21 protein-coding genes and 2 pseudogenes are annotated in these 25231 nt (G+C 65.7%); 12 read left to right on the top strand and 11 right to left on the bottom strand.

Annotated elements, in window-relative coordinates; genetic code table 11:
• The first annotated feature begins 81 nt into the window (after positions 1 to 81).
• Entirely contained in the window at positions 82 to 1377 is a 1296-nt protein-coding gene (locus tag A9W99_RS11090) for a citrate synthase (protein WP_067376938.1), read from the top strand.
• A 71-nt stretch (positions 1378 to 1448) separates the two neighbouring features.
• Here A9W99_RS11090 and A9W99_RS11085 read toward each other — a convergent pair whose 3' ends face one another.
• From A9W99_RS11085 to A9W99_RS11065, 5 genes are read right to left on the bottom strand one after another with little or no spacing between them, the layout of a single operon-like run.
• Entirely contained in the window at positions 1449 to 2996 is a 1548-nt protein-coding gene (locus tag A9W99_RS11085; protein ID WP_067376935.1) for an NAD(P)/FAD-dependent oxidoreductase, read from the bottom strand.
• A 3-nt stretch (positions 2997 to 2999) separates the two neighbouring features.
• On the bottom strand, positions 3000 to 3263 hold the full coding sequence (locus tag A9W99_RS11080; RefSeq protein WP_067376931.1) for a DUF2630 family protein: 264 nt from the start codon (positions 3261 to 3263) through the stop codon (positions 3000 to 3002).
• Between the two features lie 37 nt (positions 3264 to 3300).
• The gene (locus A9W99_RS11075) at positions 3301 to 4644 is read right to left on the bottom strand and encodes a HAMP domain-containing sensor histidine kinase (protein ID WP_067376929.1); all 1344 of its coding nucleotides are present in this window, start codon (positions 4642 to 4644) and stop codon (positions 3301 to 3303) included.
• A gap of 26 nt (positions 4645 to 4670) precedes the next feature.
• Positions 4671 to 5381 (bottom strand): two-component system response regulator PrrA, encoded by a 711-nt coding sequence (gene prrA, locus A9W99_RS11070; protein WP_156623058.1) that lies wholly within the window; start codon positions 5379 to 5381, stop codon positions 4671 to 4673.
• Positions 5382 to 5414: 33 nt separating this feature from the next.
• The gene (locus A9W99_RS11065; protein ID WP_067376927.1) at positions 5415 to 6548 is read right to left on the bottom strand and encodes an FAD-dependent monooxygenase; all 1134 of its coding nucleotides are present in this window, start codon (positions 6546 to 6548) and stop codon (positions 5415 to 5417) included.
• 104 nt (positions 6549 to 6652) lie between these two features.
• Between A9W99_RS11065 and A9W99_RS11060 the strand changes: the two genes are divergently transcribed.
• Positions 6653 to 7237, top strand: coding sequence for a TetR family transcriptional regulator (locus A9W99_RS11060; RefSeq protein ID WP_067376924.1), 585 nt, complete (start codon positions 6653 to 6655; stop codon positions 7235 to 7237).
• A gap of 29 nt (positions 7238 to 7266) precedes the next feature.
• Here A9W99_RS11060 and A9W99_RS11055 read toward each other — a convergent pair whose 3' ends face one another.
• Complete coding sequence (locus A9W99_RS11055) at positions 7267 to 8766, bottom strand: carboxyl transferase domain-containing protein (protein ID WP_067376921.1); 1500 nt, start codon at positions 8764 to 8766, stop codon at positions 7267 to 7269.
• Positions 8767 to 8851: 85 nt separating this feature from the next.
• On the opposite strand from A9W99_RS11055, the gene A9W99_RS11050 reads away from it, so the two are divergent.
• From A9W99_RS11050 to A9W99_RS11015, 8 genes are all read left to right on the top strand, one after another.
• The gene (locus tag A9W99_RS11050) at positions 8852 to 9583 is read left to right on the top strand and encodes an enoyl-CoA hydratase (protein WP_067376918.1); all 732 of its coding nucleotides are present in this window, start codon (positions 8852 to 8854) and stop codon (positions 9581 to 9583) included.
• Between the two features lie 5 nt (positions 9584 to 9588).
• Positions 9589 to 10707, top strand: coding sequence for an MBL fold metallo-hydrolase (locus tag A9W99_RS11045; protein WP_067376915.1), 1119 nt, complete (start codon positions 9589 to 9591; stop codon positions 10705 to 10707).
• Positions 10708 to 10804: 97 nt separating this feature from the next.
• A complete protein-coding gene (locus tag A9W99_RS11040; protein ID WP_067376913.1) occupies positions 10805 to 12373 on the top strand; it encodes a serine hydrolase in 1569 nt (522 codons plus the stop codon).
• 258 nt (positions 12374 to 12631) lie between these two features.
• Entirely contained in the window at positions 12632 to 12823 is a 192-nt protein-coding gene (locus A9W99_RS11035; protein ID WP_067376910.1) for an antitoxin, read from the top strand.
• A 4-nt stretch (positions 12824 to 12827) separates the two neighbouring features.
• Positions 12828 to 13301 (top strand): SRPBCC family protein, encoded by a 474-nt coding sequence (locus A9W99_RS11030; protein WP_067376907.1) that lies wholly within the window; start codon positions 12828 to 12830, stop codon positions 13299 to 13301.
• Between the two features lie 103 nt (positions 13302 to 13404).
• Entirely contained in the window at positions 13405 to 14178 is a 774-nt protein-coding gene (locus A9W99_RS11025) for a VOC family protein (protein WP_067376904.1), read from the top strand.
• Between the two features lie 152 nt (positions 14179 to 14330).
• A complete protein-coding gene (locus A9W99_RS11020; protein WP_067377443.1) occupies positions 14331 to 17486 on the top strand; it encodes an adenylate/guanylate cyclase domain-containing protein in 3156 nt (1051 codons plus the stop codon).
• Between the two features lie 10 nt (positions 17487 to 17496).
• Entirely contained in the window at positions 17497 to 17928 is a 432-nt protein-coding gene (locus tag A9W99_RS11015) for a hypothetical protein (protein WP_067376901.1), read from the top strand.
• Positions 17929 to 17933: 5 nt separating this feature from the next.
• Here A9W99_RS11015 and A9W99_RS11010 read toward each other — a convergent pair whose 3' ends face one another.
• From A9W99_RS11010 to A9W99_RS11000, 3 genes are read right to left on the bottom strand one after another with little or no spacing between them, the layout of a single operon-like run.
• Positions 17934 to 18416 (bottom strand): VOC family protein, encoded by a 483-nt coding sequence (locus A9W99_RS11010; protein ID WP_067377440.1) that lies wholly within the window; start codon positions 18414 to 18416, stop codon positions 17934 to 17936.
• On the bottom strand, positions 18413 to 19927 hold the full coding sequence (locus tag A9W99_RS11005; protein ID WP_067376898.1) for a carotenoid oxygenase family protein: 1515 nt from the start codon (positions 19925 to 19927) through the stop codon (positions 18413 to 18415). Before A9W99_RS11005 ends, A9W99_RS11010 begins: the two co-directional genes overlap by 4 nt.
• A 1-nt stretch (position 19928) precedes the next feature.
• A complete protein-coding gene (locus tag A9W99_RS11000) occupies positions 19929 to 21164 on the bottom strand; it encodes an acetyl-CoA acetyltransferase (RefSeq protein ID WP_067376895.1) in 1236 nt (411 codons plus the stop codon).
• 690 nt (positions 21165 to 21854) lie between these two features.
• On the opposite strand from A9W99_RS11000, the gene A9W99_RS26540 reads away from it, so the two are divergent.
• Positions 21855 to 22253, top strand: coding sequence for a hypothetical protein (locus A9W99_RS26540; RefSeq protein ID WP_156623057.1), 399 nt, complete (start codon positions 21855 to 21857; stop codon positions 22251 to 22253).
• A 119-nt stretch (positions 22254 to 22372) separates the two neighbouring features.
• Here A9W99_RS26540 and A9W99_RS10990 read toward each other — a convergent pair.
• A pseudogene (locus A9W99_RS10990) lies at positions 22373 to 23327 on the bottom strand (dipeptidase).
• A gap of 97 nt (positions 23328 to 23424) precedes the next feature.
• On the opposite strand from A9W99_RS10990, the pseudogene A9W99_RS10985 reads away from it, so the two are divergent.
• Positions 23425 to 24077 (top strand): annotated as a pseudogene (locus tag A9W99_RS10985) (DUF2293 domain-containing protein); the annotation flags it as partial.
• Between the two features lie 233 nt (positions 24078 to 24310).
• On the opposite strand, the gene A9W99_RS10980 reads toward A9W99_RS10985, so the two are convergent.
• A partial coding sequence (locus tag A9W99_RS10980; RefSeq protein WP_067376889.1) for an IS481 family transposase occupies positions 24311 to 25231 on the bottom strand: 921 nt, incomplete at its 5' end.

Raw genomic sequence — 25231 nt, 5'->3', positions numbered from 1 at the left:
CGCGATAACGACTACCTTCACCTATACGCACTAGATGCACCTGGTGTGGGCAGCCAGTCAGCAGAGCGCAAAGGGGTTCTCGTGGCCGACAACGACGACACCGCCAACCTCCGGTACCCGGGCGGCGAGGTGGACCTGCAGATCGTGCAAGCCACCGAGGGGAACGACGGCATTGCGCTCGGCCCGCTGTTGGCCAAGACCGGATACACCACATTCGACGTCGGTTACGGCAATACCGCCGCCTGCAAGAGCGCCATCACCTACATCGACGGCGACGCCGGCATTCTGCGCTACCGCGGCTATCCCATCGAGCAGCTGGCCGAGAAGTCGACTTTCATCGAGGTCAGCTACCTGCTGATTTACGGTGAGCTGCCGAACACCGAGCAGCTTGCCGAGTTCACCCACCGGATCCAGCGGCACACCATGTTGCACGAGGATCTGAAGCGGTTCTTCGACGGCTTTCCGCGTAATGCGCACCCAATGCCGGTGTTGTCGAGCGTGGTGAATGCGCTCTCGGCCTACTACCAAGATGCGCTTGACCCCATCGACAATGGCCAGGTCGAACTGTCGACTATCCGCCTGCTGGCCAAGCTGCCCACCATCGCCGCGTACGCCTACAAGAAGTCCGTCGGCCAGCCCTTCCTCTACCCGGACAACTCGCTGTCGCTCGTGGAGAACTTCTTGCGGATGACGTTCGGCTTCCCGGCCGAGCCCTACGAGCCCGATCCCGAGGTGGTGCGGGCGCTGGACATGCTGTTCATCCTGCACGCCGACCACGAGCAGAACTGCTCGACGTCGACGGTGCGTCTGGTCGGCTCGTCGCGGGCCAACCTGTTCACCTCTATTTCCGGCGGCATCAATGCGCTGTGGGGCCCACTGCACGGCGGGGCCAACCAGGCGGTGCTCGAGATGCTCGAAGAGATCCGCGAGAGCGACGACGACGTCAACGAGTTCGTCCGGAAAGTGAAGAACCGCGAAGCCGGCGTCAAGTTGATGGGCTTCGGCCACCGGGTCTACAAGAACTACGATCCGCGCGCCCGGATCGTCAAGGAGCAGGCCGACAAGATCCTGTCCAAGCTCGGCGGCGACGACGACCTGCTGGACATCGCCAAGCAGCTCGAAGAGGCGGCGTTGACCGACGACTACTTCGTCGAGCGCAAGCTCTACCCGAATGTCGACTTCTACACCGGCCTGATCTACCGGGCCCTCGGCTTCCCGACCCGGATGTTCACGGTGCTGTTCGCGTTGGGCCGGTTGCCGGGCTGGATCGCGCACTGGCGGGAGATGCACGACGAGGGCGACAGCAAGATCGGACGTCCGCGCCAGATCTATACCGGCTACACCGAGCGGAACTACGTCGCCATCGACGGCCGCTAGTTCTTTTCGCCGAGCAGACGCAAAGTCCCCCAATTCCGGCGGTTTTTAGGCGGGTTTGCGACTGCTCGCGGTCAAAACGAAGCCAGCACGGCCATCGCGGCGTTGTGGCCGCCGATACCCGAGACTGCCCCGCCGCGACGAGCGCCCGAGCCGCACAACATGATTCGCGGGTGCGCAGTGGAGACGCCCCATCGCCGCGCGGGAGTGTCCAGCGGGTCATCCTCGTCGGCGAACGGCCACGACAACGAGCCGTGGAAAATATTGCCGGCGGTCAACCGCAGTGTGCGTTCCAAGTCCAGGGTGGTCGTCGTCTCGATGCACGGCTTACCGTGCGCGTCGGTCATCAGCAGACCTTGAATCGGCTCGGCCAGAACGGAATTCAGCGACGCTAGGACCGATTCGGTCAAGGCTTCGGGCGTGGTGCCCAACCCGTGCGGTGTGTGCAGCCCGAACACCGTCATCGTCTGCGCGCCCGAGTCTCGGAGCCCGGGCGACAAAATGCTGGGGTCGGTCAGCGAATGGCAATACGCCTCGCACGGCAAGGGATTCGGCCGCCGCCCGGCGGCCGCCTGCGTGTAGGCGCTGTCCAGTTGGGTCCATGTCTCGTTGACGTGGAACGTCCCCGTGAAAGCGTGCCGCGCCGTCACGCTCTCGTCGCGCAGACGCGGAAGTCGGCGCAACACCATGTTCACCTTGACCTGCGATCCCGGGGCGACTGGCGGCGCGGGTTCACCGAGCAACTCGGCCAGTACCGCCGGTGTGACGCCGGCCAGCACGAAGCGGCCGGCGATGAGGTGTTCGTCGTCGTCGGTGCGGTAGCGCACCTCGCCGTCCGGATTGATAGCGAAAACTTCTGCGTCAGTGACTATTTCGGCGCCATACCCTCTGGCCGCCGCGCTCAGCGCCGCGGTCACCGAGCCCATGCCGCCGACCGGGACGTTCCAGTCGCCGGTGCCGCCGCCGAGCACGTGGTACAGAAAGCAGATGTTTTGCCGCAGCGACTCGTCGTCGAGGCGGGCGAAGGTTCCGATCAGGGCATCGGTGGCGATTACCCCGCGGACCACGTCGTTGCTCACGGCATCGGCGATGGCGTGCCCGATCGGCTGGTCCACCATCGCCTTCCAAGCGGCCGCCCCGTCGGGGTCTTCAAGGACACGGCGTCGAGCTTCCTTCCGGCTGGGTAGCGGTTCGATGAGCGTCGGCCAGAGTCGCGTGGTCACCAGCTGGCAGCGTCGGTAGAACTCGGCGAATCCGCGCCGATCACCGCCGGCGCCGATGGCGGCAAATGTTTCGTAGTCTGGCCCGACGAGCAGGCCGGTGCGACCGGCGGTCGCCGGGTCCGGTGTGTACGACGAAAACTGCCGCCGCGCCAGCCGAATGGGAGCTCCCAAGTCCTCCACGATGCGCGACGGCAAGAGGCTGACGAGGTAGGAGTAGCGCGACACCCGGACGTCGACGCCGTCGAACGCCTGCGCGGATACCGCAGCCCCGCCGGTGTGGTCCAGTCGCTCCAGCAACCGCACCCGCAGGCCCGCCCGGGCTAGATAAGCGGCCGCGACCAGGCCGTTGTGGCCACCGCCGACGACGACCACGTCGAACTCCCGCGCGCCGTCGCCCATTCGCTAGCCGAGGTAACCTTCGACCTCGTCGGCCGGGCGCACGGTTGCTTCGCGCGGGTCACCCCCGGAGTCACGCAGCGCCCGCCGCTGTCGCAGTAGGTCCCAGCACTGGTCCAGTTCGGTCTCGAGCCGGCGCAGCCGATCGTGCTCCTCGGTCGTGCCGATGTCGCCGCGCTGCAGCTGGGCCCGTAGCTCTTTTTCTTCGGCCACCAGGTCGCGGATGTGCGCCATGGTCTCGTTGTCGGTCGGTTTACTCCCGTTAGCCATCGCTCCAGTGTGCAGGACGAGCGCCCGGAGCAGAGGCTTAGCTGGGGCCGGGAAGCCGTAGCACCAACCGGGCACCGCCCAGCGGACTGTTCTCCAGCGACGCCGTTCCACCATGCAAGTGGGCCTGTTGGGCAACCAGGGCCAGGCCTAGCCCCGACCCGGAGTGCGATGCCGTAGACCCGCGGGAGAACCGCTCGAAGACCACTTGGCGTTCCTCTTCGGGCACTCCGCTGCCGTTGTCGTCGATCGCGATCTCCACGCCAGCGCGTGAGCTGACCGCGGACAGCTGGACCTCGGTGGCGCCGCCATGCTTGACCGCGTTGGCGATCGCGTTGTCCACGGCCAGCCGCAACCCGGCCGGCAACCCCACGATGATGCAGGTGGGCGACGGCACCAGCGAGACGTCGAGATCCGGGTAGATCCGAGTGGCGTCGTGGGCGGCACGGTCCAGCAGGTCGGTGATGTCGACCGGTACGTGATCGTCGGACGTGGACAGCTCGCCCTGGGCCAACCGCTCCAGCGCGCTCAGGGTGGCCTCAATCCGCGACTGGGTCCGGATGACGTCGTTGAGCACTTCCTTGCGCTGGTCGTCGGGCAGATCGAGAGTGGCCAGCACCTCCAGGTTGGTGCGCATCGCGGTCAGCGGCGTGCGCAGCTCATGGGAGGACACCGCAGCGAAGTCGCGGGCCGACGCGAGGGCCTCCTTGGTGCGGTTCTGTTCGTCCCAGATCCGCTGCAACATGCCTCGCATCGCCTCGGCGATCTCGATGGCTTCGCTGGCGCCGTGCACTTCGACCTGCGGCGCTTCGTCGCCCGCGTCGATATTCCGGGTTTGCTGGGCCAGCTGTTTGAACGGGCGCACCGCGAATATGGCCAGCAGCCACGCGAACACCGCCGCCGCGCTGATGGCGAAGCCACAGATCAACAGCACCCGGCGGTGCAGGTTGTTGGTTTCGGCGATCGTCGCGTCGTAGGTGGCGCCGACGGCCACCGATGTCGGTTCGGGTCCGGGGATCTCCACCGTGCGCACCCGGTAACGCACCCCGTGTACGTAGGTGTCGGCGTAGTCGGCTTGCAGCTTGGGCAGCGTGACGTCGTCGGAACTCGACTTGACCGTGTCGCCGCGGCGGACCGTGATGATGGCGCCCCGGTCGTTGGGCGAACGCGGGATCGCGTCAAGGCCGCGCGGCAGGAACGGGATTGCGAAACCCGCGGCCTCGTCGAGGCGGCGGTCCAGACGCTCCTTGCGGTCGTTGGTGATGCCGAACCAGACGATGGTGCCGACGATGAGTACCGGAATCGCGGCGCCGATGGCCGTCGCCACCACCACCCGGGTACGCAACGAAGGCGTCCGGGCAACAATTCGCGACAGCAGGCTCATCACTGGTTCTTACTGGTCCGCTCAATCTATTGCATGCGCAGCACGAATCCGACCCCGCGGACTGTGTGCAGCAGCCGGGGGCCGCCGTTAGCCTCGAGCTTGCGACGCAGGTAGCCGATAAAGACGTCGACGACGTTTGTGTCGGCGGCGAAGTCGTAACCCCACACCAGCTCCAATAGCTGGGCACGCGATAAAACCGCGGTCTTGTGCTCGGCCAGCACCGCGAGCAGGTCGAATTCCCGCTTGGTCAGGTCCACGTCGACACCGTTGACCCTTGCCCGCCGGCCGGGAATGTCGACTTCCAGCGGACCTACGGTGATGGTTTCCGACGATGACGTCGCCGTGGAGCCGCGGCGGCGCAGCAGAGCCTTCACTCGGGCGACCAGCTCGGCCAGCACGAACGGCTTGACCAGGTAATCGTCGGCACCGGCCTCCAGGCCGGCCACCCGGTCGTCCACAGAACTGCGCGCGCTGAGCACGCACACGGGGACGTCGTTGTCCATCGCTCGCAACGCGGTGACCACGCTGACGCCGTCGAGCACGGGCATGTTGATGTCCAGCACGATCGCGTCGGGCCGGGTCTCGGTGGCGCTGCGTAGCGCTTCGGCGCCGTCGACCGCCGTGGACACCTCGAATCCGGACAGGCGCAGACCGCGTTCCAGCGAAGCGAGCACGTCGGAGTCGTCGTCGACGACCAAGACCCGGGGCGAGGTGGGACCAGTGTCCATGGCGCCCATTTTGCCTGACCGCTGCCTATGGGCGTGGGAGGCTCACGAGATGCCGCTCAACCGCCGGGCCAATTGCCGTCGCGCCGCCGGAACATGCGAGGCCGCGCGCATGGCCGAATTGCGGATGGGGCGGAGAAGCCGCGGCATGGTCGCGACCCGGGTGAGCCGTCCGGTCAGCGTCAGCACCTGCTGGGCCTTCTGGCGTTGCGCCGCGCTGTAAGCATCGAGCCGAGCTTCCGAGCCGTCGCGCAGCACCTCCGCGAGGGCCTTGCCCAGGGCGATCGCGTCGGTGATGCCGAGGTTCATGCCCTGGCCGCCGGCGGGGCTGTGCACGTGTGCGGCGTCGCCGGCCAGTAGCAGCCGACCGGCCCGGTAGCCGTCGGCGACGCGGTGGTGGATCCGGAAGCGCGACCCCCACACCAGCTCGGTGACCACCGTGCGGCCCGGCCCGAAGCCGCGAGTGTCCAACAGCTGCTGGACGAACTCGGCTGACGGCACCGGCGGCACGTCGGCGGCGGGCGCGACAACCCGGAAGATGTCGTCGGGCAGCGGTGCCAGCACGTTCAGGCCGTCCTTGCCGTAGAACAGGATCACCTCGTCGCGGGGCGCCTCGCCGGTGACGCGGACGTCGGCGAGCGCGAACGATTCGGCGAACTCGCCGCCGGCGAAGCCGATTCCGGCCTGTTCGCGCACGCTGCTGTGCATGCCGTCGGCGCCGACGACGTAGCGCGCCCTGATGGCGTCGCCGTCGTCGAAGGTGGCAGTGACACCGGTGGCGTCCTGGTCCAGGCCGGTCAGCGACTTGGGCCGGACCACTTCGGTGCCCAGCTCGTTGAGGCGCTCTTCCAGCAGCCGCTCGGTAACGGCCTGAGAGATCATCAGCGTGTACGGATACTGCGTGGGCAGTGTGCTGAAGTCGACCGCGATCAAGAGCTTCGAACCCTCGCGCATGGTGAAGCGCGGAGCGATCAGCCCGGCCTTGACCAGTCGACGGGACACGTCGAGATCTTCGAGAACCTCGAGCGTGCGGGCATTCACGGCGGCCGCGCGCGAGGTGTTTGCACCCTGCGGCAGCTTGTCGACCACCTCGACATGGACGCCTCGCGTCAGCAGGGATGCGGCCAGTGTCAGGCCGGTTGGGCCGGCGCCCACTACCAGGACATCGGTGTCGTTCATGGTGGCTCGCTCTCCTAGTGCCGTTAGTCAACGCTTGTTGGCATAGCTCTAGGATGCGCGCGTTTAGGCCGTATGTCAACAGTTGTTGGCCTACAATCGTTGACATGAGGCGATCGTCTACGGAAACCAAGTCGGTCATCCTCGCGGCGGCCCGGGAGCGGTTCGGCGAGGCCGGCTTTCAGGCCACCACCATTCGCGGGATCGCCGCAGATGCCGGCGTGGATCCGGCGATGGTCATGCGCTACTTCGGCAACAAAGACAGGCTCTTCGCCGCCGCCGCCGACTTCGATCTGCAGTTTCCGGATTTCGCCGGGGTCGACCGCGCTCGATTGGGCTGGTCTTTGGTCCGGCATTTTCTGGAACGCTGGGAGGCCGACGACGCGCTGGTGATCCTGCTGCGCTCCAGCGCCACGAATGCCGAGGCCGCGCAACGGATGCAGGAGATTTTCGGCAGCCAGCTGCAGCCGCTCGTGGCGTCGTTCGCGCCGGCGTCGGAGGCTTCTGAGGTTTCGACGCGGGCCGGGCTTGTTGCCACCCAGATCCTCGGACTGGCGTTGTGCCGATTTGTGCTGCGGTTGCCGCCGGTCGCCGAGATGAGTCGAGACGACGTGGTGCAGTGGCTCGGCCCGACGATCCAGCGGTACCTCGTCGGGAGGGACGTCGGCGTCGAGGACATGGCCGAAACTTAAACCAGCGCAAGATTTTTCGGCGTGTCGGTCTAAGTTTCGTGCCCCAGCGCAGGCAGGCCGATGCGGCGATAGCGCCGCAGCCGACCGGCCAGGCGTTCGTCATCGGGTATCGCGCGCAACGCATGGACCTCGACGGCTATGGCCCTCGACAGTCGCCGGGAGAATTCCACCGGTTCGTCGGCGGCGTCCGGATACTCCGGAACGATGGCGTCGACGATTCCGGCCTTCAGCAGATCGGCCGACCGAATGCCTTGAGCCGCAGCCAGTTCGGCGGCGTGGTCGGTGTCCCGGAAGACAATCGCGCTGGCGCCCTCGGGCGGCAGCGGCGCCAGCCAGCCGTGCAGGGCAGCCAATACCCGGTCGGCGGGCACCATCGCCAGCGCGGGACCGCCGCTGCCCTGTCCGAGTAGCACCGACACCGTCGGGGTATCCAGCGTGACCAGCTCGGCGAGGCACTGGGCGATCTGGCCGGCCAGCCCGCCCTGTTCGGCTTCGGCCGACAACGCCGGCCCCGCGGTGTCGATCACCAGCACCAGCGGCAAACGCAGTTCGGCGGCCAGCGCCATGCCGCGGCGGGCTTCACGCAGCGAGACTGGCCCGACTCGGGCTCCCATCCCGCCGGAGATCCGCTGCTGACCCAGCACCACGGCGGGTTGGCCGGTGAATCGGGACAGCGCCAGCAGGGTGGTCGCCGCTTCGCCCTGACCGGTGCCGGATAGCAGCACTTGATCAGTGGCGCCGTGCCGCAGCAGATGCCCTACGCCGGGCCGGTCAGGCCGGCGCGACGCCACCACCGACTGCCACGCGGGCACGTCGGGCACGGATGGGGATGGCTCCGCGACGGGCGCCGCGTCGGGGGCGTCGGCGATCACCGTCAGCGCACGGTCCAGCGTGGCGCGCAGTTCCTCGACCGGGACCACGGCGTCGACCACACCGTGCCGCTGCAGGTTTTCGGCGGTCTGAACTCCGGCCGGAAACGGCTCGCCGTAGAGCAGCTGATAAACCCGCGGTCCGAGGAAACCGATCAGCGCACCGGGTTCGGCGACCGTCACGTGGCCCAGCGACCCCCACGATGCGAACACCCCGCCCGTAGTCGGGTTGCGCAGGTAGACCAGGTAGGGCAGGTGCGCTTGTTTGTGCAGCTGGACGGCGGCAGCGATCTTGACCATCTGCAGGAACGCGACCGTGCCCTCTTGCATGCGGGTGCCGCCCGAGCTCGGCGAGGCCAGCAGGGGCAACCGCTCAGCGGTGGCTCGCTGGACGGCGGAGGTGATGCGTTCGGCCGCCGCCACCCCAATCGAGCCACCGAGGAAGCCGAACTCGCAGACCACCACCGCCACCCGGCGCCCGTGTACCCGCCCCTCGCCGGTCTGCACCGACTCGTCCAGGCCGGTGGCGGCTCGGGCGTCGGCGAGCTCGCGGGCATACGACTCAGATATCGAGATTGCCGGCGGCGCGGCGTCCCAGCTGACGAAAGAGCCCTCGTCCAGGACCGCGTCCAGCACCTGGCTGGCAGTGATATGGCTCACGCGACGAGGCTAAACGGCGTGGAATACGCGGCGACGCCTAACACTCGTCCGAGTCGACCGGTTCGCCTTATATAGGCTGGCCCCCATGATCGGTGTCACCCAGGCCGAAGCGGTTATGACGATTGAGCTGCAGCGCCCCGAACGCCGCAATGCCCTGAACTCCCAGCTAGTCGAGGAGCTGCGGGAGGCCGTGCTGAAGGCCGGCGACGGCAGCACCCGGGTCATCGTGCTCACCGGCCAGGGCACGGTGTTCTGCGCAGGCGCGGACCTCAGCGGTGATGCGTTCGCGGCCGACTATCCCGACCGGCTCATCGAATTGCACAAGGTCATGGACGCCACCCCGCTGCCGATCATCGGCTTCATCAACGGCCCAGCCATCGGCGCGGGCCTGCAGCTTGCCATGCAGTGCGATCTGCGGGTCGTGGCGCCGGAGGCGTTCTTTCAGTTCCCGACGTCGAAATACGGCTTGGCCCTGGACAATTGGAGCATCCGGCGGCTGTCTTCGCTGGTCGGGCACGGGCGGGCACGGGCAATGCTGCTGACCGCCGAAAAGCTGACCGCAGACACTGCGCAGCTCACCGGGATGGCCAACCGGATCGGGACGCTGACCGACGCGCAGGAGTGGGCCGCCGAGGTCGCCGGGCTGGCGCCGCTGGCGCTGCAGCACGCCAAACGCGTGCTCAACGACGACGGCTCCATCGAAGAGGCGTGGCCGGAGCACAAGGAGCTCTTCGACAAGGCCTGGGCCAGCCAGGATGTCATCGAGGCACAGATCGCGCGGGTGGAGAAGCGACCGCCGAAGTTCCGAGGAGCATAGGCGTCATGGTGCATTCCGCGCTGCGGAAGGTAGCCGGCACGGTCTCCCTGGCCACCGGCGGCTGGATGTTGCGGGCGGTGCACGGTGTGCAGACCGAAACGGGCGCCGACCCCGCGTCGATCCGCGCGGTGTGCGAGCAATCGCCGAACTACCGGGACGGCGTCTTCGAAAACCTCGACCCCGCCACCATGTTCGTGATGGACCGCGAGCAAATGCGCCAAATCGCTTGGGCGATGTTGGGTCCGCGCAGCGCCAGCAGGCCTCCCGTGCCGATTCCGTTGGCATCGCCGCAGATCTATCGCGGTGATGCCGGCCCGCTTGCGGTCAGCTGGTTCGGTCATTCCACGACGCTGGTGGAAATCGACGGTTACCGAGTGCTCACCGATCCGATGTGGAGTGACCGGTGCTCGCCGTCGGACATCGTCGGACCGCGGCGCCTGCATCCGCCGCCGGTGCCGTTGGAAGGACTGCCGGCAGTAGACGCGGTGGTGATCAGCCACGACCACTACGACCACCTGGATCACGAGACGATCGTCGCGCTGGCCCGGATGCAGCGGGCGCCGTTTTTCGTACCGCTCGGAGTCGGCGCGCATTTGCGCGCGTGGGGTGTTCCCGCGCATCGCATCATCGAATTGGACTGGAATCAAAGCGCTTCCGTCGACGAGCTCACCGTGATTTGCGTGCCGGCGCGGCACTTCTCGGGGCGAACCCTCAACCGCAACAACACATTGTGGGCGTCGTGGGCGTTCATCGGCCCGAATCGCCGCGCATATTTCGGCGGCGACACTGGCTACACCAAGAGCTTCGCGGACATCGGCGCCGACCACGGACCATTCGATCTGGCGCTGCTGCCCATCGGGGCGTACAACGCCGCGTGGCCGGACATCCACATGAACCCCGAGGAAGCAGTGCGGGCGCACCTGGATCTCACCGACTCGGGTGCGGGGCTGCTGGTTCCGATTCATTGGGGCACTTTCCGGCTGGCCCCGCATCCATGGGCGGAGCCGGTCGAGCGGTTGCTGAAGGCCGCGGAGCCTGCTGACGTGCAGGTGGCGGTGCCGACGCCCGGTCAACGGATCGATCCGGCCGGACCGCTGCGCTTCAACCCGTGGTGGCGTTTCTAGCGCGAGCTGGGGGCACCACCCGCTTGCGGGGGAACGCAAACTCACCCGACACGCCGTGTGCGCGGGGGATTTTGCGTCTGCTCGCTAAAGTGCGGCCATGGTAAAACGCGCGGCGACGGCCGCTGTCATAGCGGTGTTGGCGCTGACGGGATGCACCTCCCGGGTGGCCAACCGGCCCTACCTCACCGGACCGCCCAACGAGGTGTCGGGCCTGGACGTCCCGGCCGGCCGCGTCGACGACGCGATCGCCAAGGTCGACGGCCTGGTCGCGGAGCTGATGAAGAGTTCGGGCATCCCGGGCATGGCTGTGGCCATCGTGCATGGTGGAAAGACGGTGTATGCCAAAGGGTTTGGTGTCAAAGACGTCAGGAATGGCAGCGGCCAGGACAATAAGGTGAACGCCGACACCGTCTTTCAATTGGCATCGATATCGAAATCTGTCGGTGCGACGGTGGTGGCGCATGAGGTAACCGACAAGGTGGCCAGCTGGGACATGCCGGTGGTATCCAAGCTGCCGTGGTTCGCGCTCAGCGATCCCTACGTCACCGACCATGTGACGGTCGCCGACCTGTACTCGCATCGTTCCGGACTGCCCGACCACGCCGCTGACCCCTTAGAGGACATGGATTACGACCGCCGCCAATCGCTTGAGCGGCTACGTTATCTGCCGCTGGCCCCCTTCCGAAACAGCTACGCCTACACCAACTTCGGGCTTACGGCGGCCGCTGAAGCGGTCGCGGCTGCGGCGGGCAAACCGTGGGAGGACCTGTCCGACGAGGTGCTCTACCGGCCGCTGGGAATGGCGTCCACAAGCTCGCGGTTCGCCGACTTCATCGCCCGGCCCAACCATGCCGTCAACCATGTCAAGGTCGGCGACAAATGGGAGCCGCGCTTCCAGCGGGATCCCGATCCGCAGTCGCCCGCCGCCGGGGTAAGTTCATCGGTCAACGACATGGCTCGCTGGCTGACGATGGTGCTGGCCAACGGAACCTACAACGGCCAGCGGATCGCGGCGCCCGAGGCGCTGCTCCCCGCCGTTACCCCGCAGTCCGTTTCGACGCCCCCGGCCACGCCGAAGGAGCGGGCCAGTTTCTACGGCCACGGGTTCGCCGTGTCGGTGAACTCCTCAGGGCGCACCACCTACAGCCATTCCGGCGCCTTCACTATGGGAGAGGCGACAAACTTTGTGGTGATGCCATCCGAGGACGTTGCCATCATCGCCCTCACCAACGCCGCACCCTATGGCGTGCCGGAAACGCTGACCGCGCAATTCATGGACCTGGTTCAGTACGGCCAGGTTCGCGAGGACTGGTCTGCGCTGTACAGGCAGGGCATCGCCGCCATCAACAACCCGCACGGATCGCTGTTGGGCAAGCAGCCTCCGGCCAACCCGGCTCCGGCCCGACCGCTCGGCGACTACGTCGGCGTCTACGCCAACGACTACTGGGGTCCCGCCGTGGTAGCAGAACGCGATGGCGCGCTGCAGCTTTCGCTCGGTCCCAAGAACCAGTCGTACCCTCTGACACACTGGGACGGTGACACGTTCACATTCGGCCTGATAACCGAAAACGCCCCAGCCGGAACGATTTCCAAGGCCACCTTTGCCGACAACACGCTGAACCTCGAGTATTTCGACTCCAACAAGTTGGGAACATTTACCCGATGATTGGCAATGGTTATGTCACACAGGCCACTTTGGTCCCAAAATGTGGGCCATGTTCTAGTGCAATCTGATAGCGCCGGCGCTATCGCTTTCAGATCGACTGGCCGAGCCCGCCAGGGGCACGCGTGGCTGGTGTGACGGATGCGACTGCAGCGCCCGTCGGCCCGTAGCCCGTCGGGTCGCCGGGCTGGCTTGGTTTACCATCACCCGAAGCGAGTTGCGGTTTGACCGCACGCGGCAAACCCGGGGGAAGGACGAAGCATGAGTTTCCTGGACAAGGCAAAAGGTCTGTTATCGCAGAACGCCGACAAGGTCGGGACGGCGATCGATAAGGCCGGCGAGTTCGTGGACGACAAGACCAAGGGCAAGTACTCCGACACCATCCACAAGGTGCAGGAAGAGGCCAAGAAGGCCACCGCCTCGGGGGACGAGTCGGGCGACCAGCAGAACTGAGCGCATGGCCAAACTCTCCGGATCCATTGACGTACCGCTGCCGCCCGAGCAGGCGTGGAAGCATGCCTCGGATCTGTCTCGGTTCAAGGACTGGCTGACGATCCATCGCCTTTGGCGCGGCGAGCTGCCTGACGTGCTGGAGAAGGGCACGGTCATCGAGTCCTACGTTGAGGTCAAGGGCATGCCCAACCGAATCAAATGGACGATCGTGCACTACAAACCGCCGGAAGCCATGACGCTCAACGGTGACGGCGTGGGCGGCGTCAAGGTCAAGCTGATCGCCAAGGTGCAGCCCAAAGACGACGGCTCCGTCGTCAGCTTCAACGTGCACCTGGGTGGCCCGGCGCTGTTCGGCCCAATCGGCATGATCGTCGCAGCCGCGCTGCGCAGCGACATTCGCGAATCGTTGGAGAACTTCGTCAGAGTGTTCGCCGGGCCCGACCCGAGCTTGAATGGCAACCGAGGCGTCGGTAGCTGACCAGCTCGCGGTCGGTCACGGGATTGCGGTGACTTTTCAGTCCGGCGCCGGTCCATATCCGTGAGCCCCGCTTGGGGCCTGCCGACACCAGAAGGAGAACATCGTGCCCACCCGAAACAGCGCGCCGCTGGGCGCCCCCTGCTGGATCGATCTAATGTCGTCGAACGTCGAACGCGCCCAAGACTTCTACGGCAGGGTGTTCGGTTGGACGTTCGAGTCCGCCGGACCCGAATATGGCGGATACGTCAACGCCGCGAAGGACGGCCATCCGGTCGCAGGGATGATGGCCAACAACCCAGAGTCTCAGGCGCCGGACGGCTGGAGCACCTACTTTCACACCGCCGACATCAATGCGACCACCTCCGCGGTGACGTCTGCCGGCGGCGCGACATGCATGGGAGTGATGGAGGTGCCCGCAAAGGGCCTCATGGCTGTGGCGACGGACCCGTCGGGAGCGATGTTCGGCTTGTGGCAGCCACTGGAGCATCGCGGCTTCGAGCTGATCGGCGAAGCCGGAGCGCCTGTCTGGCACCAGCTGACCACCCGTGACTATCGAGCGGCCATCGATTTCTATCGAGCGGTCTTCGGGTGGCGGACCGAGTCCGTGTCTGACACTGACGAATTCCGCTACACCACAGCATCGTTCGACGATCAGCAGCTACTCGGCGTGATGGACGGCACGGGGTTCCTACCCGAAGGTGTGCCGTCGAATTGGACGATCTACTTCGGCGCCGCAGACGTTGACAAGACGCTGCAGGTGATCGGGGACAACGGTGGGGCTGTGCTGCGACCGGCCGAGGACACTCCGTACGGACGCCTTGCCACGGCGGCCGATCCGACGGGAGCGGTGTTCAATTTGTCGTCCTTGCAGAGTTAACACCGATGGCGAGCGTCACGCTGGCGTGGCGCTGGGCGGCTAACGCCACTCTGGTGTGACGTTCGCGCAGCAGCAGCGATAGCGCCGTATTCGCCGGGCAAGCGCCTTATTCTGACCCAGTGGCCGACGTGGCCCGGATCGGTGGTGCTCGCATGACTGCGACAGAGATCGCCTGCGCGAAGTGCGGCACCGAAGTGCGTGCCACGGCGAAGTTCTGCGACGAGTGCGGGTCGCCCATCAACGCGGCCGCAGCACCGGCGGAGTACAAGCAGGTGACCGTGCTCTTCGCCGACGTCGTGCATTCGATGGACATTGCCGCCGCGGTGGGCGCGGAGCGACTGCGTGAGATCATGGCGCAGCTTGTCGTGGCGGCGTCGGCGGTGGTGCGGCGATTCGGCGGCACGGTGGACAAGTTCACCGGCGACGGCATCATGGCGGTCTTCGGCGCGCCAGTTGCGTTGGAGGACCATGCCTTTCGTGCGTGCCTTGCGGCGCTGTGGATACAAGAAGAAGCGCAACGCATAGCGGGTGTGGTCGCCGTCCGCGACGGGGTGAGCCTGCAGCTGCGGGTGGGTCTGAACTCGGGCCAGGTGATCGCCGGCGAAATCGGCGCTGCCGCTTTGGGTTACACCGCGATCGGCGAGCAAGTGGGCATGGCGCAGCGCATGGAGTCGGTGGCGCCGCCCGGTGGAGTGATGCTCAGCGAGTGCACCGCCCGGCTCGTGGAGGACACCGCCATACTGGCCGATCCTGAATTGGTACATATCAAAGGCGCAAGCGCTGAGGTTATCGCACGCCGCTTAGTTGCGACGACCAGCGACCACCATCGGCGCAGCGACCTGCCATTGGTCGGGCGCACTTGGGAGCTGAGCACCGTCGCCGCAATTCTCGACGAGGCCATAGCAGGGGCCGGGTGCGTGATTGGCGTCTTGGGGCCACCGGGCATCGGCAAGAGCCGTATCGCGCGTGAAGCCGCAACGCTGGCAGCATCACGCGGTGTCAAGGTGTTCACCACCTTCTGCGAATCCCACACCAGCGACATTCCCTTTCACGCGGTGACCGGATTGTTGCGGGCCGCGCTGGGTGTCGACTGCCTCGACGACGCAGACGGCCGGACACTGATCCGCTCCCGCATCGACGGCGCCGATCCGGAAGATCTACTGCTGCTGGATGACCTGCTCGGCATCGCCGATCCCGACGTCGAACTGCCCGACATCGAAGCCGATGCCCGGCGGCGGCGGCTGACTGCGCTGATCAATGCCGCGTCGTTGGCGCGCACTGAGCCGGCAGTGTTTGTGATTGAGGACGCGCATTGGATTGACGAGGTGAGTGAGTCGCTGCTGGCCGATTTCTTGGCGGTGATTCCGCAAACCCCTTCGATGGTGCTGATCACATATCGTCCCGAGTACCGCGGCGTGCTGACCACGATGCCGGGTGCGCAAACCATCGCATTGCGGCCGCTCAACGCGATACAGACCACAGCACTGATCGGTGAGCTGCTCGGTATGGATTCCTCTGTGCGCCCATTGACGGAAGTCATCGCCGAACGCGCTTCCGGCAACCCATTTTTCGCCGAAGAGATCGTGCGCGACCTGTCCGAACGCGGGGCGATCCGCGGCGCACAAGGTTCGTATGTGCTCGAGGATGCGGTTGCCGACGTCAGTGTGCCGGCAACCCTGCAGGCGGCCATCGCCGCACGCGTCGACCGGCTCAGTGCCGCAGCCAAACGCACGCTGAGCACCGCGGCTGTCATCGGATCACGGTTCAGCCCCGAGTTGGTCACCGCGTTGGGAACCGAGCCTAAGCTCGACGAGCTGGTCAAGGCTGAGCTGGTCGATCAGGTCGGGTTCACCCCGCGGATCCAATATGCGTTCCGGCATCCGCTAATTCGCGCCGTGGCCTATGAATCGCAGCTGAAATCGGACCGCGCCGAGCTGCACCGGCGCCTCGCTGCCGCGATCGAACAACGCGAACCGCCCGACGAAAACGCCGCCCTGATCGCCGAGCACTTCAAAGCGGCCGGCGATCTGCATGCCGCCTTCGCCTGGCACATGCGCGCGGGCAACTGGCTGACCCACCGCGACCTCGCCGCGGCGCGGGCCAGCTGGCAGCGCGCACGAGACGTCGCCGACCGGTTGCCCGATACGGACCCGCAACGCACCGCAATGCGCATCGCCCCGCGCACGTTGCTGTGCGGCACCGCCTGGATGGCCGGCGGCAGCCTCGCCGACGCCGGCTTCGACGAGCTACGCGATCTCGCCGCCGCGGCCGGCGACAAGGTGTCGCTGGCCATGGGGATGACTGGGTGGATATCGACGCTGACCGTGCACGCCCGATTTCAGGAAGCGTCACGCTCGGCCTCCGAACTAGTCGACCTGCTCGAGTCAATCGGAGACCCGCTGTTGACAGCTGGGCTTTCCTATGCGGCATACACCGCCAAACTCCAGGGCGCCGAGGTGGCCGAGTCCATCCGCTTGTCGCAACGGGCGATCGACCTGGCCGACGGCGACGCCACCATGGGCAACCTCATAATCGCGTCCCCACTAGCTGGTGCAATCATGTTGCGCGGTTGCGCGCGCGGCGCTCTGGGCGACCCGCGATGGCGAGATGACGTGGAGCGGTCAGCGGCGATGGTGCGCGCGTTCGATGTGCCGATGCGTGCGGTGCTGCTGGTCTTCAAATACACCATGGTGGTGAATGGGGCGTGGGTGCCGGACGCTGCGGCCGCGCATGAGACAGCTGAAGTGCTCGAGATCGCCGAACGATCCGGCCACGATTTCGCACTTAGTTGCGCTCAATACGTTCGCGGCTTGACGCTCCTGGTGCAAGGTGGTCCAGCGCGCGACGACGGGATTACGTTGCTTGCGAAGGCCCGCAATGCCGCGGTGCAGGAGCGCTCTACGCTGATTCTGACGGCGTTCGTCGACATCTACTTCGCCCGAGAGAAGGTACGAGTCGGGGATCTCGGTGGCGCAATCGAGCTCGCTCGCGCGGCAGTCGAGATGGAATACGCGTCCGGCGAAATGAACCTTCGCGCGGCAGCCGTCGCTGCTCTGGTAGAAGTGCTGCTGCGCAGAGCCGCGCCCGGCGACCTTCAGGAAGCGCAAGCGGCCATCGAGCGGCTGGCCGCGGTGCCGACCGAAACCGGTTTCGTCTCAAACGACATCTGGCTGCTGCGAATGCGGGCCCTGGAAGCCCAGACGCGCGGTGACCAAATCGCCTACCGCGACTTCCGTGACCGCTACCGCGCGATGGCGAATTCGCTTGGTTTTGAAGGACATATGCAGTGGGCCGACGCGATGAGCTAATCTCGCAATCATGACTCGCCGCCTGCACCCCGGGTGGCTGGTGGCGTTCTTCGCCTTGGTTGTTTCGGTGAGCGCCTGGCTGCCCTGGCTGACGACCTCGGAGAACGGCGGGGGGTGGGCCAACGCCATCGGGGGGGCCCATCGGATAGTTCTGCCGCCGGGGTTCGGTGCGGGCCAGCTCATCGTGTTGCTGGCGTCGACGTTGCTGGTGGCCGGCGCGATGGTCGGCCGCGGTCTGTCTATGATTATCGCTTCTGTTGCGGCACTGGTCATTTCGCTGCTCATCGCCGCACTCATAGTGTGGTACTACAAACTCAACATCAGCCCGACCGTCTCGGCCCAATACGGGCTGTATATCGGTGGGGCCGGCGCCGTCTTCGCGGTGGGGTGTTCGGTGTGGTCGGTGATCGCGGGAGTGGCTTCCCGTCGCATTACACGGTAGGACGCTCAGCCTGACGGAAACTCGTGCTTACCTGAGACGGCACTGCTATCAGGCTCGTTGACTCCGAATACGAAGGGCGCGAACACAACCTCGCGGCCATCGGGATCCCGATAGGTCACTGCTCCAGTCGCTTCCCAGTACGGATGCTGCTCCACCGGCTCCGCGCCCGCCCGCTGCAGGCGGGCTATCGCCGCCTGTTGCGCCTCTCGATCAGGGAAGTACAGGCACAGCTGCTCATGGTGGTCGACCGCGACCGCGTCGGCCGCCTCCACGATCTCCATCGTCAGGTTGAAGCTGGGCAGGCCGAAGATTGCGCCGTTGCTGCCGTAGCTGGCCTCAAAAGTCTCGAAGAGGGGTAGCCCCACCAAGTCGCGGTAGAACCGAACGGTTTCGCCGAAGTTCTGCGAGCGGCGAGCAAAGCGAATGCCCCCGATCGACGCCAGCTCCCTGGGCCAGTGCGTTCTCCGACGGGGCGGGTGGGTATTCATAGCCCGACCGCCCCAGCCGCCGACTCCGCCGTACTCCACCGGCGCAACTCCGACCCGGCGACCCACGCCGAGTGTGTCCCGCTGGAAATACGTTCCGGCAGTTGAAGTTTGCACACCGGCCCGTCACCGACCCGGTCGGCATCGAAGACCAGGCAGTACGACGCGTCTGCGTCCATGTCGGTGGTTAGGGTGATCAGGTAGCCGTCGTCCTCCCCGCGGCCTCCCCGCCGCGGGGCCATTTGCGTCTCACTGCCGTATACGCCGTCGCCAAACCGGAAGCGCTCCTGGTTTCCCGTGACCAGGTCATGTTTCATCAACCCGTCGAAGAGAAACCAACCCGGCTTACCGGTCGCGGCGTAAGCGTAGCGGTAATTGAGGGTCGCGTAGTCGGGGTTCATGGTCCCGAATTCGGTGATGGACTCCGACAGTTGCTCCTCCTTCACCGCGCCGGTTACCAGGTTGAGCCGCCATCGGTGCAATCGGGTCTGCAAGCGGTCCAGTGCCAGGAAGCGAAAGACCTTGTCCCACTTGGATCCACCAGTGTCAAGCGGTTGAGGATCGCCCTCGAAGAAGCCATCGAGGACGATCTCGTCGCCGTCCTCATAGGCGTTGACGAAGTGCAGCACGAACGTCGGGTCCGCCTCGAACCATCGGATGTCGTCCGTTCCACCGTGACGTGGCAACACCGCGAAGCGCGACGGAATGTCGGGATAGAAGCGGGGCAGGTGCACATCGTGCTCGAGCAGTCTCGGATCCCAGAACAGCGGGAAATCATTGAGAATCGCGTAGTTTTCGGTGAACGCCATATCGTGCGGAAGTCGTGGCCCGGGCAGTGGCACGTCGACGTAGTTCACCAGTTCGCCGTTCGCGTCCACCACGCCGTAGCGCATGTACGGGGGCTGCTTGCTGTAGTTGAAGAACAACAGTTCGCCGGTCTTGTTGTCCACCTTCGGATGCGCCGAGACGCCCCAGTCGGCCGGGAAGCTGCCGTTCCAGCTCTCCTTGCCCAGCGTGGCGGCCGAGTACGGGTCGATCCGGTACAGGTCGCCACACTGGTAGAAACTGGTCAGGGCGATACCGCGATGCACGATGACGTCGGTGCTCGACGCGTCTTTCATCAGCGTGCGTGCGCCCCAACCCTTTTCGCGTTTCGCAAGTTGGACCGGCTCGGCCAGTCCGGGCCACAGCGCCTCACCCGCCTCGTTTTCCGCCAGGAAACCTTCGGTTTGGATGAAACGGTTGCGGTAGAAGGCTTTTCCGTCGCGGAAGCCTACGACGTGCAGCATGCCGTCGCCGTCGAACGGGTGGTAAGTCTGAAACGACGGATGCAACGGGTTCTCGGTGTTGCGCAGGTAGATGCCGTCCAGGTCGTGGGGGAGTGCTCCTTCGACGGCGGTCAGGTCGTCGGCGTCCCACTCGTTGGACTGGGGCCGCCACGGACCGGTGCGATAGGGGTGGTCGTCGTCCTCGGGCAGCGTCGACAGATACTTGCCGACCAGCTCAACGTCCATGTCACTCGCCTCTTGCACTTGAAACAACGAAACTCACCGTGGTCGCCGTGCTGCCACCGAAATTCAAGGTGCCGAACCTTCTTGCGCCCTCGACCTGGTAGTCACCGGCCGTTCCGCTGACTTGTTTCGCCGCATCGAGCAGCATCCGCACACCCGACGCTCCGACCGGATGCCCGCCGCCGATCAGCCCGCCGCTGGGATTGATCGGCAGCCTGCCGCCGATCTCGATCTCGCCGTTTTCGATCGCCTTCCACGATTCGCCCGGGCCGGTCAGCCCGATGTGGTCGATGGCCAGGTACTCGCTCGGGGTGAAGCAGTCATGCACCTCGAACCCGTCGACGTCATCGAGGTTCACCTGCGCGCGGCGCAGGGCGTCGAGCACCGCCACCCGCACGTGCGGCGTCACGTAAGGATCGTCGACGTTACGGTCCAGCTTCTGGCGCAGACCCAGCCCGACGGTGCGATGCCCCCAGCCATCGATCCGGCCGATCGGGCGCACATCGGGATGGTCGCGCAGGTAGGAGTCGTTGACCAGAACCAGCCCGGCTCCGCCGTCGGTCATTTGGCTGCAGTCGTACCGGCGCAGCCGGCCTTCGGTGATCGGGTTGGTCGCGTCGTCGTCGGTGATCGGGTCGGGGACCGTCCACCCGCGGGTCTGCGCGTTGGGATTGCGGCGTGCGTTGGCGAAGTTGAGCTGCGCGATGGCCCGCAGGTGTGTCTCGTCGACGCCGTAGCGCCGGTCGTACTCGTCGGCGACCTCGGCGAACATCGAAGGCCACAAGTAGCGCGCATTAGTTCCCTCGTGCCCGGTCCACGCGGCGGCACCTAGATACTGGGCTGCGGTGTCGCCGGGTACCGTCTTCTCCAATTCGAGGCCCACGACCAGCGCGCTGTTATAAGCACCCGACCGCAAGTCCGCCATCGCGGCCAGCACCGCGATGCTGCCCGATGCGCACGCGGCTTCGTGCCGCGCGGCCGGGGTGTCCCACAGCTCGGCGCACACCGTGGCCGGCATCGCCCCTAGATGACCCTGACCGGCAAACATCTCGCCGAACGCGTTGCCGATGTGGACCACCCCGATATCCGCGGCTTCCACTCGAGCGGAGTTCAGCGTGCGTTCCACCACCTCTGCGGTCAGAGCCGCGAAGTCGCGATTCTCTTTGGTGAGGTTGCGGGCAAAGTCGCTTTGGTAGCCAGCGAGAATCCACACAGGTGCAGAGCCCGTCGAGCCGTCCATATTCGGCAACGGTACAACAGATCAGGTCGTCCGTCGGAAGATCGGATCACGCGGAACAAGTAGTGGCGGCCCCGTCGGCTCTCGGGCTGAACCGACGGGACCTAGAGGGACGCATCAGCCGGCTAACGCGTCAGCCTCCCAGGGTGCATTACCACCTGTAGCCGTTGACAAACATGTACGGCAGGTCCGGTGGCCCATCCCAGAAAAAATCGAGCGGAATGCGAAGGACCGCTGCGACGCGTACCGTCGGGCACCAACGGGCGGTCGGGTGGCGGTGAAACCCCTACGTTGGTAAGGCTTTACCGGCTCGACACCGCCATGAGGCCGTGTTGCACACGCGTATCAGTAACAGCTTCGGCCTTCGCGGACGGCGACGCACCCGCACGCAAACGCCCGGACGTGAACCGCCGACACGCTGATCGCCCGCGGCGCAACGACTTTCACTGTATTGGTACAAAAGTCCCGGTTATGGCCCCTCGCTGGTTATAGCAGCTCAGCTCGCCGCAGGAGTAACTGACGGTACATGAGTGGTCAGGCCCGATGCACCGGCTGCGTCTACCCGGCGGTCCGTGCCACGGATCGGCCGGGGCCTGACGATTCCGCAAGAATTCCGCAAGGATTTCGCCACGGACTTACAAGGGTTGCGCGGCAGCCTAAGTGCTTGTCCGCGTTGCGCAGAAGGGGACCGTCATGAAGTTCACGGTGATAGTGATGGCTTGTCTGGTGGCTGGCACGCTGATCACGACGAGTCCGGCCCAGGCCGAGTTGACCGCGCTGCCGGCGCTGAGCCCCGTTCCCAAGCTGCAGAACGACCCCAAGTCGGAGGTTCAAGAGCTGCTGCGGCAGATCTCCGAACTGGATGACCAATGGGACAGTCTTTCCCCAGCTGAGCGAAATCAGCGAATAGCGGGGCTGCAGCAACAGGTCACCGTGGTGGACAGGGACACCCGCAACCTGCCTCCCGAGCAACAACCGGAGGTGGAAGCAATGCTGGGAGTGGCGGTCGTCAGGCTGGCGGACATTCTCCGGAAAGAGCAGACGCCTCCTACGTCGCCCTGCATCTTCCCGCTGTGCCTGCCCGGGTTGTAGCGGCGATCGCGAGCGCGGCGCAGCCGGGCGCGGCGGGTCGCCGCCATCGAGCCAGCGGCGATCGCGAGCGCGGCGCAGCCGGGCGCTGCGGGTCGCCGCCATCGAGTAGCGGCGCCGCGTCAGCTCCAGGTGTGTCGCGCGACGCGGTGAAAGTTGTCGCCGAGCACCGGGCGGATATCGCTTTCGGCCCAGCCGCGGCTGTTGAGGTGATCGCCTAGCGTCAGCAGCGTTTCCGGAGGCATCCACTGGATTGGTCCCCACCGCGTATAGCTGCGTCGAACAGTTGAGGGTTGCGCGTGAGTTCTTCGACGAAGTCGGCGTAGTCGAAAGAGAAGTCCGAGCTAATCCCGACGTGGTCGATGCCGACCAGGTCGACGGCATATTCAAGGTGCCGAGTCATCGCTTCGAGCGTGGGGGTATTGGGTCCGAGGAAGATCCCGACGCCGGTGATTCCGACGACACCTCCGGTAGCCGCGCAGGCCCGGGCCTGGTCGTCGGTGATGTTGCGCGGGTGGTCCCATACCCCGCGCATGCAAGAGTGGCTGTATACGACTGGGCCGGTTGAGGTTTCGCACATGTCGAGGCCGGTGCGGGCGCTGCAGTGCGAACTGTCGGGGATGATACCGACCTTGTTCATTTCGGTGACGATCGAACGCCCCCACCTGGTGAGACCGCCGTCGTCGGTATCCAGGCAGCCGCTGCCTGCGCGGTTGGCGTGGTTGTAGGTGGGCAGCAGGGTGCGCACGCCGAGGTTGGCCAGCGTGGCCAGGTTGTCGAGGTTGTCGTCAAGGGGACGGGAGTCTTCCAGGTCGAACACCACCGCGATGCGGCCGGCGGACGTGATCGTTGCGACGTCGTCGGCGTGAGCCGCCAACTCCAGATCCGGGTGGCCATCGATGGCGGCGCGATAGTGCCGCAGCAGCGCGCCATTGTGTCGTCGAAGCTGTGCGGCGAATACCCCGCATTGACCGATACGAATGCGCCACCTCGGCGCAGGTAGCGGGTCAGGGGCTCGACGTCGCTATCGGGCTTTAGCGGCAGACAGGCATGCTGGTCCCACAGCAGTGACGTCACGAATACCGATAGTGCAGGATGGCGGCCAGCAGCGGTGCAACGCACTCGTGCAAGGACAGTCTGAATGCCAGATAAGGTGACGAAGCTGGCCAGTCACCCATCGGATCTCCTGGTGATAATGCCGCTCAAGGAGTGGACTTGCGCGTCCTGCGCGGGCACCGGCAACTTCCTGAAAATGGAAGACCGCGGCCCGCTGTGTATGGACTGCGCCGACCTCGGTCACCTCGTTTTCTTGCCGTCCGGAGACGCGGCACTGACCAGGCGATCGAAGGCAAACAGCAAGCTGTCGGCGGTGGCGGTGCAGTGGAGTCGCACGCGGAAGCGCTACGAGCGCCAGGGATCCTGGCCGAAGCAGACGCGATCGAGCGTGCCGAAGAACAGTGCCTTTCCGACGCCGAGGCCCGTGCACGCCACCGCGAGCGGGATAAGGTGCGACGTGAATCGGCAGACGTGCGGTTCCAGGCCGAGTTCGCCGCCGCAATCAGCAAATTGTTTCCCGGTTGTCCGCCCGCCAGGGCCGAGGCGATCGCACGGCACGCGGCGATGCGCGGCAGCGGACGGGTCGGGCGCAGCGCGGCCGGACGGACCCTGGACCCAGAGGCCGTTCACCTCGCCGTTGCGGCATCGGTACGGCACGTCGACACGGCCTACGACGAGTTGCTGATGTCTGGTCTCGACCGGGACAAGGCTCGGGAACGGGTACGCCAGCACGTCGAGGATGTGTTGAGCGGTTGGCGACAGGCGCATTAGCGCGTCGACGCCGAAGTTGATTCTGCGGTTATGGCGCGACGGACTCGAACTTTTCCGCCATGGACGCGGAGCCAACGGCAATAATGTTCCCCCCGGCAGCGCCCTCGGTGGTGCCCCCGGCAGTGCCCCCGGCCGTGCCCCGAGGTAATACATGCCCTGACGTGCCCCTGTTCAGAGTCGGTTGATGGTTGACATTTCTGTGTCGGTTGATCCTTGACACTCTGGGTTAGTAGTTAGGCCTGTTCGCGGGTGCGGAAGGTCCGTTTGTTTCTTACCTCGCCGCGGCTGGTTCGCGCGACGGTCTTGACCAGATCATCGCCGATGAAAAACCGCAGCAGATCACCATCGACGTGAACATCGCAGCGGGCGCCGGCATGGTGAGCGCCGACGCAGACCTGTTGCCAGGCCACGCTGACCACGCCATTGGTCGTCACTCGCCGGCTGACCCAATCCTGACCGCCACGATCCACGCCCGGCGCTGCGGTCTTCGGGCGCGGCGCCGCGACAGTGCAGCCGAACCGTTCGGCGGGGGTGGCCATGTCCAATGCTTGATGTGGCCGCTGGTTGTTGTAGTAATCCACCCACTCATCGACGGCTTGCTGAGCGGTCTTGAGGTTAGTGAAAGGTCGCTGCTCACTGAGGAATTCAGCGCGCAGGCTGCGGTGGAATCGCTCGATCTTGCCCGTGGTCGTCGGGCTGCGCGGCTGAGTCAACAGATGATCAATCCCGTGCTCACGACAGATCGCATCGAAAAGCACCTCCACCGGAGGGTGATGAAACCGGCCGGTGAAGACCTTGCCGTTATCGGTGAGCGCCTGCTGCGGCGCCCCGTATTTCGCCAAGGCCGCGCGGAACCCATCACAGACCGCCCGGGTCCGTTCAGCGGCCATCACCTTGGCCGCCACACACAGCCGCAAATGGTCATCGATTCCGGTCAGGGCTTTAGCGCAGCCACCATCAGCAAGCGGAAAGCCGCCCACGACGTCCAATTGCCACAGCTCCATCGGCGCCCCGCGTTCCCAGCGTTTCCACTTACGCGAACGCCGATCACGCTCCCCCGGATCGATCATGGCGGCGCGCAGCAACGCCCGATACGCCGCAGACTCCGACGGCAACGGTCTCACCCCGCGCTTATCCAACTCGAACACCAGCCG

The sequence above is a fragment of the Mycobacterium sp. 1164966.3 genome (genome assembly GCF_001665395.1).
Lineage (GTDB): Bacteria > Actinomycetota > Actinomycetes > Mycobacteriales > Mycobacteriaceae > Mycobacterium.
This window is presented reverse-complemented; position numbering and strand designations above follow the sequence as displayed.

Coding starts and splice junctions, on each gene's coding strand:
- A9W99_RS11085 (WP_067376935.1), bottom strand. CDS start 2,996: ATGGGCGACGGCGCGCGGGAGTTCGACGTGGTCGTCGTCGGCGGTGGC.
- A9W99_RS11005 (WP_067376898.1), bottom strand. CDS start 19,927: ATGGACGTTGAGCTGGTCGGCAAGTATCTGTCGACGCTGCCCGAGGAC.
- A9W99_RS11040 (WP_067376913.1), top strand. CDS start 10,805: ATGGTAAAACGCGCGGCGACGGCCGCTGTCATAGCGGTGTTGGCGCTG.
- A9W99_RS11045 (WP_067376915.1), top strand. CDS start 9,589: ATGGTGCATTCCGCGCTGCGGAAGGTAGCCGGCACGGTCTCCCTGGCC.
- A9W99_RS11015 (WP_067376901.1), top strand. CDS start 17,497: ATGACTCGCCGCCTGCACCCCGGGTGGCTGGTGGCGTTCTTCGCCTTG.
- A9W99_RS11030 (WP_067376907.1), top strand. CDS start 12,828: ATGGCCAAACTCTCCGGATCCATTGACGTACCGCTGCCGCCCGAGCAG.
- A9W99_RS11065 (WP_067376927.1), bottom strand. CDS start 6,548: ATGAACGACACCGATGTCCTGGTAGTGGGCGCCGGCCCAACCGGCCTG.
- A9W99_RS11050 (WP_067376918.1), top strand. CDS start 8,852: ATGATCGGTGTCACCCAGGCCGAAGCGGTTATGACGATTGAGCTGCAG.
- A9W99_RS11075 (WP_067376929.1), bottom strand. CDS start 4,644: ATGAGCCTGCTGTCGCGAATTGTTGCCCGGACGCCTTCGTTGCGTACC.
- A9W99_RS11080 (WP_067376931.1), bottom strand. CDS start 3,263: ATGGCTAACGGGAGTAAACCGACCGACAACGAGACCATGGCGCACATC.
- A9W99_RS11020 (WP_067377443.1), top strand. CDS start 14,331: ATGACTGCGACAGAGATCGCCTGCGCGAAGTGCGGCACCGAAGTGCGT.
- prrA (WP_156623058.1), bottom strand. CDS start 5,381: ATGGGCGCCATGGACACTGGTCCCACCTCGCCCCGGGTCTTGGTCGTC.
- A9W99_RS11035 (WP_067376910.1), top strand. CDS start 12,632: ATGAGTTTCCTGGACAAGGCAAAAGGTCTGTTATCGCAGAACGCCGAC.
- A9W99_RS11000 (WP_067376895.1), bottom strand. CDS start 21,164: ATGGACGGCTCGACGGGCTCTGCACCTGTGTGGATTCTCGCTGGCTAC.
- A9W99_RS11060 (WP_067376924.1), top strand. CDS start 6,653: ATGAGGCGATCGTCTACGGAAACCAAGTCGGTCATCCTCGCGGCGGCC.
- A9W99_RS11010 (WP_067377440.1), bottom strand. CDS start 18,416: ATGAATACCCACCCGCCCCGTCGGAGAACGCACTGGCCCAGGGAGCTG.
- A9W99_RS26540 (WP_156623057.1), top strand. CDS start 21,855: ATGAAGTTCACGGTGATAGTGATGGCTTGTCTGGTGGCTGGCACGCTG.